The organism is Collimonas sp. GW821-FHT07E08 (genome assembly GCF_059418905.1).
This window is the reverse complement of sequence record NZ_JBWKQR010000008.1, coordinates 75,645-88,123: the sequence shown is the minus strand read 5'-3', so window position 1 is coordinate 88,123 and position 12,479 is coordinate 75,645. Positions and strand designations below refer to the sequence as shown.

Genomic DNA, 12,479 nt, shown 5'->3' with positions numbered 1-12,479 from the left:
CCTATGGCAGCAGTATTTCCCAACGCAAATTCCACCAGTCCGATCTCCGGACTTGCCCGCGCATTGCTGCAAGCCGGACGTCTTTCCGTCCCCCAGCTCGAGGCCCTGCACAAGAAAGCCAGCGACAGCCAAACGCCGTTTATTTCAGCCTTGCTGGAAAGCGGCCACCTGGATGCGCGTTCGCTCGCCCTGTTTTGCGCCGAGACCTTTGGTTACCCGCAGCTGGACCTGAGCGTGCTCAATCTCGGCATGCTGCCGGAAAAGGCCATCGACGCCAAGCTGATGGAAAGCCATGCGGTGCTGGCGCTGGCCAAGCGCGGCAACAAGATCTATGTCGCCCTGTCCGACCCGACCAATATCCAGGCGCTGGACCAGATCAAGTTCCAGACCGAACTGACGGTGGAACCTATCATCGTCGAGCATCCGATCCTGCTCAAGCAGATCCAGAAACTGGTCAAATCGGCAGAGCAGAGCCTGAGCGAGATGGTCGGCGACGAACAGGAAATCAATTTCGTCGAAGAAGACGCAGTGGCTGTCGCCGATGCGGCGGCCACCGATATCGACGATGCGCCGGTAGTCCGGTTTTTGCAGAAAATACTGACTGACGCCATCAACCAGGGCGCGTCCGATTTGCATTTCGAACCGTTTGAAAAATTCTACCGTATCCGTTTCCGTGTCGACGGCGTCTTGCGCGACATGGCGCAGCCGCCGCTGTCGATCAAGGAAAAACTGGCGTCCCGCATCAAGGTCATCTCCAAGCTGGACATCTCGGAAAAACGGGTGCCGCAAGATGGCCGCATGCGGCTGGTGGTGTCGAAGACCCGCGCGATCGATTTCCGGGTCAGCACCTTGCCGACCTTGTTCGGCGAAAAGATCGTGATGCGTATCCTGGACCCGAGCCAGGCCCAGATGGGGATCGATGCGCTGGGCTACGACCCGGACCAGAAAGAAATCCTGATGGAGGCCATCCAGCGCCCCTACGGCATGGTGCTGGTGACCGGACCGACCGGTTCCGGCAAAACCGTATCGCTGTATACCTGCCTGAACATCCTGAACCAGCCCGGCATCAATATTTCCACCGCCGAAGATCCTGCCGAAATCAATTTGCCCGGGGTGAACCAGGTCAACATCAACGACCGTGCCGGACTGACTTTCCCGGTGGCGCTGAAGGCATTCTTGCGGCAGGATCCTGACATCATCATGGTCGGTGAAATCCGCGACCTGGAAACCGCCGATATCTCGATCAAGGCTGCGCAAACCGGGCACATGGTGTTTTCCACGCTGCATACCAACGATGCGCCGTCGACGCTGACACGCCTGATGAACATGGGCGTGCCGGCCTTCAATATCGCTTCGTCGGTGATCCTGATCACTGCGCAACGGCTGGCGCGCCGCCTGTGCAACTGCAAGCAGCCGATCACGATCCAGGAAGAAGCCTTGCTTGAAGCGGGTTTCACCGAAGACGATCTCGACGGCACCTGGATGCCGTACAAGGCGGTCGGTTGTGAACGCTGCAACGGCACCGGCTACAAAGGGCGGGTCGGCATCTACCAGATCATGCCGATTACAGAAGAAATAGAACGGATTATCCTGGCGCACGGCACGGCGCTGGAAATCGAAGCGCAGGCAAAGCGCGAGGGCGTCAAGACCCTGCGCTTATCAGGATTGATGAAGGTTAAACAAGGGTTGACCAGCCTCGAAGAAGTGCTTGGCTGCACCAATATCTAATTAGGGGAATAGTTCATGGCAACTGCAGCACGCAGCGCCGCAAGCGCACGTCAGGTCAAGGAGTGGGTGTACCTCTGGGAGGGCCGGGATAAAAAAGGCAAGATGGTGCGCGGCGAGCTGCGCGCCGGCAGCGAGACGGTGGTCAACGTCACCATGCGGCGCCAGGGGATCCTGGTCACCAAGGTCAAAAAGAAGACCTTCCGCAGCGGGAAGAAGATTTCCGACAAAGACATTGCCCTGTTTACCCGCCAGCTGGCGACCATGATGAAGGCTGGCGTGCCTTTGCTGCAATCTTTCGATATCGTGGCCAAGGGCCATGCCAATCCATCGGTATCGAAACTGGTCAACGATATTCGCGGCGACGTGGAAACCGGCACCAGCCTGAGCCAGGCATTCCGCAAATTCCCGCTGTACTTCGACCCGCTGTTCTGCAACCTGGTCGGCGCCGGCGAACAGGCCGGCATTCTTGAAGACCTGCTGGAGCGGCTGGCGATCTATAAGGAAAAGACCCTAGCCATCAAGAGCAAGATCAAATCCGCCATGTTCTATCCGGTGTCGATTTTGGCAGTGGCGTTTATCGTCACCATGGTCATCATGATTTGGGTGGTTCCAGCGTTCAAGCAGGTTTTTGCAAGTTTCGGCGCCGACTTGCCGGGTCCGACGCTGGTGGTAATGGCGATATCGGATTTTGTGGTTTCTAACTGGTACATCATCTTCGGCGTCCTGTTTGGCGGCTTATACCTGTTCTTTCAATCTTGGAGGCGCTCGCTCAAGGTGCAGCGCTTCATGGACCAGTTGTTATTGAAAACGCCGATTTTTGGCCAGGTCATACGCAAAGCCACGATCGCGCGCTGGACTCGTACTTTAGCCACAATGTTTGCCGCCGGCGTGCCATTGGTCGAATCGCTTGACTCGGTAGGCGGCGCATCCGGCAATGCGGTCTACCTTGACGCAACGAAGAAGATCCAGAGCGAAGTCAGCACCGGCACCAGCTTGACCGCGGCAATGGAAAACGCCAATGTATTCCCGAACATGGTCACACAGATGGTCTCGATCGGCGAAGAATCGGGTTCGCTGGACAACATGCTGGGCAAGGTCGCCGATTTCTATGAAGCCGAAGTGGACGATGCAGTGGCTTCCTTGTCCAGCCTGATGGAACCACTGATCATGGTGATCCTGGGTGTGCTGATCGGCGGCCTGGTGATCGCCATGTACCTGCCAATTTTCAAACTGGGTTCGGTGGTCTGATGCAAGACGGGATTTTTTTCCTGGCGGCGGGGAGCCTGCTCCCCACCGTCCTGGCAGCCGTTTTTGGTTTGTTGATAGGCAGTTTCTTGAATGTAGTGATTCACAGGCTGCCGATCATGATGCAGCGTGAATCGGACAATTATGTCGCGCATGAAAGCGGCAAGCCGCTGCCGCATACCGAGCGCTACAACCTGGTGGTGCCGCGCTCGGCCTGCACGCAATGCAAACACCAGATCGGCGCGCTGGAGAATGTGCCGATACTGAGTTACCTGGCCTTGCGCGGCAAATGCGCAGCCTGCAAAACCCCCATCTCGATACGTTATCCAATGGTCGAAGCATTGACCGGAGCGTTGTCGGCCCTGCTCATCTGGCACTTCGGCAGCGGCTGGGTCGGCCTGTCGACCCTGGTCTTTGTCTATCTGCTGATTGCGATGACGTTTATCGACGCCGATACCCAGCTGCTGCCGGACGACCTGACCTTGCCCCTGCTCTGGATCGGCCTGCTGCTGAACCTGTCCGGCCTGTTCGTGCCCTTGCACGACGCCGTCATCGGCGCCGCCGCCGGTTACCTGAGCCTGTGGACGATCTACTGGGCGTTCAAGCTGCTGACCGGCAAGGAAGGCATGGGCTACGGCGATTTCAAGCTGCTGGCGGCGCTCGGCGCCTGGCTGGGCTGGAAGATGCTGCCCATCATTATCTTGTTTTCATCGCTGGTGGGCGCCGTGGTCGGGATCATATTGATCGTTTTTGCCCGCCGCGGACGCGACAAACCTATCCCCTTCGGCCCCTACCTGGCCGCCGCCGGCCTACTGGCCCTGCTCTATGGCCAGACAATTCTGGAAACTTATTTCGGTTTTGCTACCTAACGTCGTATGAACCAGCACGATGCGGCTAACCACGACCAGCCGCCGCAAGCCAAACCCAGATTCAGCGTCGGCCTGACCGGCGGGATCGGCAGCGGCAAAAGCACCGTCGCCGACATGTTTGCCGCGCACGGCGCCGCTGTCATCGACACCGATGTCATCGCCCACCGGCTGACTGCGGCGGACGGCGCTGCCATTGCACCGATTACCGCCGAATTCGGCAGCACCTTCATCGATACCGGCGGCGCCATGGACAGAGCCAAGATGCGCGCCCATGTTTTCTCGGACCCGTTGGCGAAACGGCGCCTGGAAGCGATCCTGCATCCTTTGATCCGGGCCGAAACCGCCCGCGCGTCGGAAAGCGCCGAAGGGTCGTACCTGATTTTCGTGGTGCCGCTGCTGGTTGAATCAGGCAACTGGAGAGAACGGGTGCAGCGCATACTGGTCGTGGATTGCGACGAACAGGTCCAGCTGGAACGCGTGATGCGGCGCAACGCGATGACCCTGTCGCAAGTGCAAGCCATCATGGCGACCCAGGCCTCCAGGCAGCAACGCCTGCAGGCCGCCGACGATGTGATCGTCAATGACAGCGGGCCTGCGGCGCTATTGCCGCAAGTGACGCGCCTACACGCGTCATATCAGGCATTGAGCCGATCGCTATAATGGTATAAAGCTTTATATATATCAGCAGGAAACCTCCGCCCAACGTCGAAAACAGGGGGGCATTTGTAATTTCTGTTCGCATCGTTCAGAATCATGTCTTATCCGGCTCAAATTTTTAAGGGATGTCACTTTGATCGTCTACGAATATCCTTTCAACGAGCGCATTCGCACCCTGTTGCGGCTGGAAGACCTGCATGAACGATTCGGCTTTTTCGTGCAGCAGGAAAGTCCGCTGCAACACCATATCGCGCTATCCACCATTTTCGAGATGCTGGAGGTCGCCGGGCGCGCTGATTTGAAGTCTGATTTGCTGCAAGAACTGGAACGACAAAAACAAACCCTGCTCGGCTTTAAATCCAATCCCAACGTTGCGCCCGACATGCTGGACGCCATCCTGCAGGAAATCGACAGGATCAGCACGGCGCTGATGGCGACCCAAGGCAAAACCGGCCAGCATATCCGCGAGAATGAATGGCTGATGAGCATACGCGGCCGCACCATCATTCCCGGCGGCGCCTGTGAATTCGACTTGCCTTCCTACTATGCCTGGCAGCAACACCCCGCCGAACAGCGGTTTGCCGACATCATCGGCTGGTTCGCGCCGCTGGCGCCATTGTTCGACGCTATCAGCATCGTATTGCGACTGCTGCGAGAAACCGGAAGTTCAGTAAAGATAGATGCACAAAACGGCAGTTACCAGCAAATGCTGCAAGGAAAGTCTTACCAGATGCTGCGCTTGATCATCGACGAGCGGCTCGCGGCCATCCCTGAGATATCGGCCAACAAGTACATGCTGTGGGTACGTTTTACCACCCAGGGCGGCGACCTGAAGCCGAAAGCCTATGAAGGCGATGTGCCGTTCGAGCTGACTCTTTGCAATTTTTAAATGTTTTTTGAATAGATTTGTATGACTACTACCGTCGATTGCCCGACTTGCGGCACAAAAGTTGAATGGATTGCCGCCAACCGGTTCAGGCCGTTTTGCTCGGAGCGTTGCAAGCAGATCGACCTGGGCGCCTGGGCTGAAGAAAAATATGCGATTCCGGCTGTCAATCCGCCGGATGAAATTGACGATGACGGCAAGCTGCCGCAATAGTCGCCGATTTCACCGGGCAGCTTAGACGCTTTCCTGCCGCAATTCATCCAGCCATTCAATTAACGGAATCGCCGCCGGCAGCAAAGGCCCGACGTCGACACTGCCTTGCCACGAGAACGCCTGCCCTTCCAGGCTTTGCGGTTCGCCGCGCCATTCGCGGCTGATGTAGAAATGCAGCCGTACGTGCGCATGGGCATATTGATGCTCGATCCCGCACCAAGGCTCGGCCGAAGCGATCTCGACCCCCAGCTCTTCCAGCAGTTCGCGTTTGAGCGCGTCGAAAATCGACTCGCCCGACTCTACCTTCCCTCCCGGGAATTCCCAGTAACCGGCCATCGGCTTGCCCGCGGGCCTCTGGCCCAGCAGCACGTCGCCGTTGGGCTTCATCAGGATGCCGACGGCTACATTGACCGGTTCCCGCTCAAGAAGGCTCATGGCGGCGTCATCCGGCCGGCGTAATCGCGGGCGAACTGCCACGCCACCCGGCCCGAACGCGAGGCCCGCTGCAGGGCCCAGCGCAAGGCATCGCCGCGCGCCTCGGCAATCTGCTCCGCATTGCAGCCGAAATGGCTGAGCCAATGGCCGACGATATCGAGATAATCGTCTTGCTTGAACGGATAAAACGACACCCACAGTCCAAAACGCTCTGAAAGTGAAATCTTTTCTTCGACGGTTTCCCCCGGATGCAAATCACCGTCCTCGGTGGTTTTGTAGCTGGCGTTATCGGACATCCGCTCCGGCAGCAAATGACGCCGGTTGGAAGTGGCGTAAATCAGCACATTGTCCGACTGCGCGGCAATGCTGCCGTCGAGCGCCACCTTGAGCGCCTTGTAGCCGCTCTCGCCCTCTTCGAACGAGAGGTCGTCGCAAAAGATGATGAAGCGCTCCGGGCGGTCAGCCACCAGGTCGACAATATCGGGCAACGCCGCCAAATCGTCCTTATCTACCTCGATCAGGCGCAAACCCTGGGGGGCGTACTGGTTCAGGCAAGCTTTGATCAAGGACGACTTGCCGGTGCCGCGCGCGCCGGTCAACAGCACGTTGTTGGCCGGCCGGCCATCCACGAATTGGCGCGTGTTCTGGTCGATTTGCTGCTTCTGCACTTCGATATTGTGCAAATCCGATAGCGCAATATCGGAGATATGGCCCACCGCCTGCAGGTAACCGCCAGCCGCGCCGCCCCGATGGCGCCAGCGGAAAGCGGTAGCCGCCTGCCAGTCGGGAGCCGCCTTGGCTTGCGGCAGGATGGATTCAAGCCGCGCCAGCAGGGCTTCGGCACGGGTCAGGAATTGATCTAATTGAGTCATGGCTGGTTCTGTGACAAATGGAATTTCTTCCATTCTGACGCAAAGCAAAACGCTGCTGGGTGAATATTATTTGTCGGAGCAAATGCGCCGCCTTGGCCGGCAACCGGCCTTGGAAGGCATTTTCCCCGGAAAACCATCCGCTCAAGAACGATAGTCGGCATTGATCGATACGTAATCGTGCGACAAATCGCAAGTCCAGACAGTCGCCTCGGCATCGCCGCGCGCCAGCTGCACCCGCACCGTAATCTCGCTTTGTTTCATGACGCGCTGGCCGTCGGCCTCCTGGTATTCAGGATTGCGGCCGCCGTTTTTGGCAACCAGCACGTCATCCAGGTACAGGTCCAGTTTGCTGACATCCAGGTCGTCGACGCCGGCATAGCCAATCGCCGCCAGGATCCGGCCCAGGTTCGGGTCGGAAGCGAAGAAAGCCGTCTTGACCAGCGGCGAGTGCGCGATCGAATAAGCGATCTTGCGGCATTCGGCAACGCTCTGCCCTTGCTCCACGGTGACCGTGATGAACTTGGTGGCGCCTTCGCCGTCACGGATGATCATCTGCGCAAGATGCTGCGAGATATCGGTGACGGCCGCCGCCAGCTCGGCATATTCGGGGCTGTCGACACTGCCGACTTCCAGCTCGCCGGCGCCGGTGGCGATCAGCATGAACGAGTCGTTGGTCGAGGTATCGCCGTCGATGGTGATGCAGTTGAACGAACGGTCGGCAGCCTGGCGCACCATCTTTTCCAGCACCGGCTGCGCCACTTTCGCGTCGATCGCCAGGAAACCGAGCATGGTCGCCATGTTCGGCTTGATCATGCCGGCGCCCTTGCTGATGCCGGACAGCGTCACCTTCTTGCCGGCGATAACCAGGCTGCGCGAAGCGGCTTTCGGCTGGGTATCGGTGGTCATGATGGACTCGGCGGCATTGAACCAGTTGTCGCTTTGCAGATTCTGTATCGCCTGCGGCAGGCCGGCAGTGACGCGCTCCACCGGCAGCGGCTCCAGGATCACGCCAGTCGAGAACGGCAGGATCTGCGCAGCGTGGCAGCCCAGCAACTCCGCCAGCGCGTCGCAAGTAGCGTTGGCTGCCGCCAGGCCGGCTTCGCCGGTGCCAGCGTTGGCGTTGCCGGTATTGATCAGCAGCGCGCGGATAGGCTCGCCGGAAATCTCGGCAGCGGCCAGGTGCGCTTTGCTCACCTGCACCGGCGCGGCGCAAAAGCGGTTTTGCGTGAACACCCCGGCTACCGTCGCCGTCGGCGCCAGTTTCATCACCAGCAAATCCTTGCGATTCGCTTTGCGCACGCCGGCTTCGGCGTGACCAAGCTCGATGCCGGCCACAGGCAACAGGTCAGCGGCGACAGGAATGGGGGAATTGACGGCCATGAGAATCCTTAACTAGGTAGAGATGTTGGCGGCGCTGGTATGCCGAAATTAATGGGTGTCGGATCGCCCGGTCCAGCGGACCGGCAGGTAATCCAGGTGCTTATTTTAAGGGGTATTAACGGGTAATGCGGAGACCGCGTGCACATCTGCCGCAACAAAAGCAAAGGGCGGGTTTCCCCGCCCTGCTTTAACTTGCTGCCTGCCATTGGCGTTTACATCAATTGGCCGTGGCACTGCTTGTATTTCTTGCCGCTGCCGCAAGGGCACGGATCGTTGCGGCCGACCTTGGGCACGCTGCTGCCCGGCTGCTGCGAATCATCGCTATGCGCGGTGGGCGCCAGCAAGGCTTCCGGCGCCGCGCTCGGATCGAAGTCGGCGTGCTGGTAATGCACGTTTTCCACGTGGGACTGCGCCATTTCCTCTTCAGCCGCGGCAATTTCCTCGCGGTTTTCGATACGCACCGTCATCACTACCTTGACCACTTCGTTCTTGATCAGGTCCAGCATCTGGCCGAACAGCTCGAACGCTTCACGCTTGTATTCCTGCTTCGGATTCTTTTGTGCGTAGCCGCGCAGGTGGATCCCCTGGCGCAGATGATCGAGCGCCGCCAGGTGTTCGCGCCAGTGGCTGTCGACGCTTTGCAGCATGACGCTGCGTTCGAAGCCGGCGAACGACTCCTTGCCGACGATTTCAGTCTTGGCCTCATAGGAAGCATTGGCAGCGGCAAGCACGCGCTCCAGCAGCTGCTCATCGGTCAGGTTCGGCTCTGACTTCAGCATCTCGCCAAGCGGCACTTCCAGATGCAGGTCGTTGGCCAGGGCGGCTTCCAGCGCTGGGATATCCCATTGTTCTTCGAGCGATTCTTCCGGTACATGGGTACGGAAAGTGTCGTCCAGCACGCCTTCGCGCAGCGACGCCACCGTCTCGGAAACGCCTTGCGATTCCAGCAACTCGTTACGCTGCTGATAGATCACCTTGCGCTGGTCGTTGGCGACATCGTCATATTCCAGCAGCTGCTTGCGGATATCGAAGTTGCGCGCCTCTACCTTGCGCTGGGCCGATTCGATCGAACGCGAAACGATGCCAGCCTCGATCGGCTCGCCTTCCGGCATTTTCAGCCGGTCCATGATGGCGCGCACGCGGTCGCCGGCAAAAATGCGCAGCAAGGCGTCGTCCAGCGACAGGTAGAAACGCGATGAACCCGGATCGCCCTGGCGCGCGGCACGGCCGCGCAGCTGGTTATCCACCCGGCGCGACTCATGCCGCTCGGTGCCGACGATATGCAAGCCGCCCGCATTGACCACGTGGTCATGCAGCGATTGCCACTCGTCGCGCAGCTTGTCGGAGCGCAGTTGTTTTTCCGTGTCGCTGAGCGCGTCGTCGGCTTCAATGAACTGGATCTGTTTCTCGACATTCCCGCCCAATACGATGTCGGTGCCGCGCCCGGCCATGTTGGTGGCGATAGTGATTGCTTGCGGACGGCCTGCCTGGGCGATGATTTCCGCTTCCCGCGCATGCTGCTTGGCGTTCAGCACGTTGTGCGGCAGCTTGGCCTTGGTCAGGATCCCGGACAGCAATTCCGAGTTTTCGATCGAGGTGGTGCCCACCAGCACCGGTTGCCCGCGCTCGTAGCAATCCTGGATATCCTTCAGCATCGCATTGTATTTTTCCTGCGAAGTCTTGTAGACCTGGTCCTGCCGGTCCTTGCGCTGGTTCGGCCGGTTTTGCGGAATCACCACGGTTTCCAGGCCGTAGATTTCCTGGAATTCGTAGGCTTCGGTATCGGCAGTGCCGGTCATGCCGGCCAGCTTGCCGTACATGCGGAAATAGTTCTGGAACGTGATCGAGGCCAGCGTCTGGTTCTCGTTCTGGATCTTGACGCCTTCCTTGGCTTCCACCGCCTGGTGCAAGCCGTCCGACCAGCGACGGCCGGTCATCATGCGGCCGGTGAATTCGTCGACGATGACGATTTCGCCGTTTTGCACCACGTAATGCTGGTCCTTGAAGTACAGCGAGTGCGCGCGCAATGCTGCGTACAGGTGATGGATCAGGCTGATGTTGGCAGCGTCGTACAGCGACGCGCCTTCTGCCAGCAGGCCCATGTTGGTCAGGATCTGCTCGGCTTTTTCGTGGCCGGCTTCGGTCAGCAGGACCTGGTGCGCTTTTTCGTCCTTGGTGTAATCGCCAGGGACTTCAACCTTGCCCTTGCCGTCCGGCGTTTCTTCGCCGATCTGCTGAGTCAGCAGCGGCGGCACTTCATTGATCTTGTAATACAGGTCGGTATGATTCTCAGCCTGGCCGGAAATGATCAGCGGCGTCCGCGCTTCATCGATCAGGATCGAATCGACTTCATCGACGATGGCGAAGTTCAAGGTGCGCTGCACGCGGTCAGCGGCGTCGTACACCATGTTGTCGCGCAGGTAATCGAAACCGAATTCGTTGTTGGTGCCGTATGTAATGTCGGCAGCATAAGCCACCTGCTTGGCGTCATGCTCTACCGACGACAGGTTAACCCCGGTCGTCAGGCCCAGCCAGCCATACAGGCGCCCCATCCATTCGGCATCGCGCTGCGCCAGGTAGTCATTGACGGTCACCACGTGCACGCCCTTGCCGGACAGCGCATTCAGGTAGGCCGGCAATGTCGCCATCAGCGTCTTGCCCTCGCCGGTGCCCATTTCGGCAATTTTCCCGTAATGCAACACCATGCCGCCGATCAGCTGCACATCGAAATGGCGCATTTTCAAGACGCGCTTGCCGGCTTCGCGGCAGACGGCAAAAGCTTCCGGCAGCAAGGCATCAAGCTTTTCGCCGTCGGCAATGCGCTGCTTCAGCTCCGGCGTTTTCGCCTGCAGCTCAGCATCGGACAGTTTTTCGAACGCCGGTTCAAGTGCATTAATTTGTCGGACGACTTTTTTATATTGCTTAAGCAGGCGCTGGTTGCGGCTACCGAAAATCTGGGTCAGTAATGACATGCTTGGATTCTAAAAAAAGCGCCGGCGGCATTCCGTGGCATCTTGTGGATGGCCCCGAAACCGGGCTGTGGCTAAATAATCGGAGAATTTTATCATGCAGTCCCCGACACATTGGGGTTATGCGCCAGGAAACAATAGCAAGTTGCGCAAATTGTGCCCGCTTCCAGCCTATCCTGCTTGCATTACAACAACATCCATTACTTCCCTGCCAATGTTGCCATTTTCGCCAAGTCGGTGCCGGCATTCAGAAACTTGCGCGGATCCTGCGCCACGCCCTTGATCCTTACCTCGAAATGCAGGTGCGGCCCGGTCGAACGTCCGGTGGTGCCGATATCGGCAATGTGCTGGCCGCGCTGCACGATGTCGCCCACTTTGACCAGCAGCCTTGATGCATGCGCATAACGGGTGATGATATCGTTGCCGTGGTCAATATCGAGCATATTGCCGTATTGCGGATGGTATTCGGCGGCAATCACTACGCCCGCGGCGGCGGCGACGATGTTGGTGCCGACCGAGGCCGGGAAATCCAGTCCTTCATGAAATGCGCTGCGGCCGGTAAAAGGATCGAGCCGCCAGCCGAAACTGGAAGAGTTGTAGTTGACGTTGACCGGCTGGTTGGTTGGCAACAGCTTGGATTTGATCCGGTCGCTCATCAGTACGGTTTCGACCACGTTCAGGTAATCGGTGCGATAACCCACGTCGCGCGACATGGCGTCCAGCGCCTGCTGGAATTCGCTCATGCTCATGTCGTGCGAGCGCCTGTCGTACAGGCTGCTCGATTCGGCGCCGCCGCGTCCCGGCGCTTCCTTGAAATTGAATTCTTCCGGCTTGACGCCGGCCAAACCCTGGACCCGCTCCCCCAAGGCGTCCAGGCGCATCAGCTGCGCCTGCATTTCACCGAGCTTGATGGCCATCGCCGCCAGGTTTTCCTTCAGGTACTTGTCTTTATCCTGCACCCCGGCCACGGAGTTGCCGGGCGCCTTGCCGGCAAACGGCAAGCCAACCGCGTAGCGGGCCGTGAGGAAATACAATAGTCCGGTCGCCAGCAATACCGCCAGTAAAAAACCGGCGATCATCAGGATGATGTGCTTGGCGCCTAGGGTGATGGATTTTGCGCGATTAAAACGCGGGTGCAACAGAATTACCTGCATTGCAGCTCCGGTGACGCCCTGAGCGGGTCACAGGTGTGATATGGTTTCACCATCATGCGTAGACTCTCACC

At 58.8% G+C, this 12,479-nt stretch carries 11 protein-coding genes; 6 read left to right on the top strand and 5 right to left on the bottom strand.

Translation table 11 applies throughout. The features are described from left to right. Window positions 1-3: 3 nt before the first annotated feature. From pilB to yacG, 6 genes are all read left to right on the top strand, one after another. Window positions 4-1,728 (top strand): type IV-A pilus assembly ATPase PilB, encoded by a 1,725-nt coding sequence (pilB, locus tag AC07RZ_RS12015; protein WP_494668073.1) that lies wholly within the window; start codon window positions 4-6, stop codon window positions 1,726-1,728. Between the two features lie 15 nt (window positions 1,729-1,743). Continuing rightward, a complete protein-coding gene (locus tag AC07RZ_RS12010; protein ID WP_494668072.1) occupies window positions 1,744-2,976 on the top strand; it encodes a type II secretion system F family protein in 1,233 nt (410 codons plus the stop codon). Next, entirely contained in the window at window positions 2,976-3,842 is an 867-nt protein-coding gene (locus AC07RZ_RS12005; protein WP_494668071.1) for a prepilin peptidase, read from the top strand. Before AC07RZ_RS12010 ends, AC07RZ_RS12005 begins: the two co-directional genes overlap by 1 nt. A 6-nt stretch (window positions 3,843-3,848) precedes the next feature. Next, window positions 3,849-4,502: a dephospho-CoA kinase gene (gene coaE / locus AC07RZ_RS12000; RefSeq protein WP_494668070.1), complete on the top strand. Its 654-nt coding sequence runs from the start codon at window positions 3,849-3,851 to the stop codon at window positions 4,500-4,502. A 130-nt stretch (window positions 4,503-4,632) separates the two neighbouring features. Continuing rightward, on the top strand, window positions 4,633-5,388 hold the full coding sequence (zapD, locus tag AC07RZ_RS11995; protein WP_092397040.1) for a cell division protein ZapD: 756 nt from the start codon (window positions 4,633-4,635) through the stop codon (window positions 5,386-5,388). Window positions 5,389-5,409: 21 nt separating this feature from the next. Continuing rightward, window positions 5,410-5,598 (top strand): DNA gyrase inhibitor YacG, encoded by a 189-nt coding sequence (yacG, locus tag AC07RZ_RS11990; protein WP_014007902.1) that lies wholly within the window; start codon window positions 5,410-5,412, stop codon window positions 5,596-5,598. A 21-nt stretch (window positions 5,599-5,619) separates the two neighbouring features. Here the strand turns inward: yacG and mutT are convergent, their stop codons facing one another. The 5 genes from mutT to AC07RZ_RS11965 form a co-directional block, all read right to left on the bottom strand. Then, window positions 5,620-6,033, bottom strand: a complete 414-nt coding sequence (mutT, locus tag AC07RZ_RS11985; RefSeq protein WP_494668069.1) for an 8-oxo-dGTP diphosphatase MutT — start codon at window positions 6,031-6,033, stop codon at window positions 5,620-5,622. Further along, window positions 6,030-6,905, bottom strand: coding sequence for an ATP-binding protein (locus tag AC07RZ_RS11980; RefSeq protein ID WP_494668068.1), 876 nt, complete (start codon window positions 6,903-6,905; stop codon window positions 6,030-6,032). Before AC07RZ_RS11980 ends, mutT begins: the two co-directional genes overlap by 4 nt. Before the next feature lie 141 nt (window positions 6,906-7,046). Continuing rightward, window positions 7,047-8,285 (bottom strand): bifunctional glutamate N-acetyltransferase/amino-acid acetyltransferase ArgJ, encoded by a 1,239-nt coding sequence (gene argJ / locus AC07RZ_RS11975; RefSeq protein WP_494668067.1) that lies wholly within the window; start codon window positions 8,283-8,285, stop codon window positions 7,047-7,049. Window positions 8,286-8,497: 212 nt separating this feature from the next. Next, the gene (gene secA / locus AC07RZ_RS11970) at window positions 8,498-11,257 is read right to left on the bottom strand and encodes a preprotein translocase subunit SecA (protein WP_494668066.1); all 2,760 of its coding nucleotides are present in this window, start codon (window positions 11,255-11,257) and stop codon (window positions 8,498-8,500) included. A gap of 197 nt (window positions 11,258-11,454) precedes the next feature. Beyond that, window positions 11,455-12,408: a M23 family metallopeptidase gene (locus AC07RZ_RS11965; protein ID WP_092397052.1), complete on the bottom strand. Its 954-nt coding sequence runs from the start codon at window positions 12,406-12,408 to the stop codon at window positions 11,455-11,457. Between the last annotated feature and the right edge of the window lie 71 nt (window positions 12,409-12,479).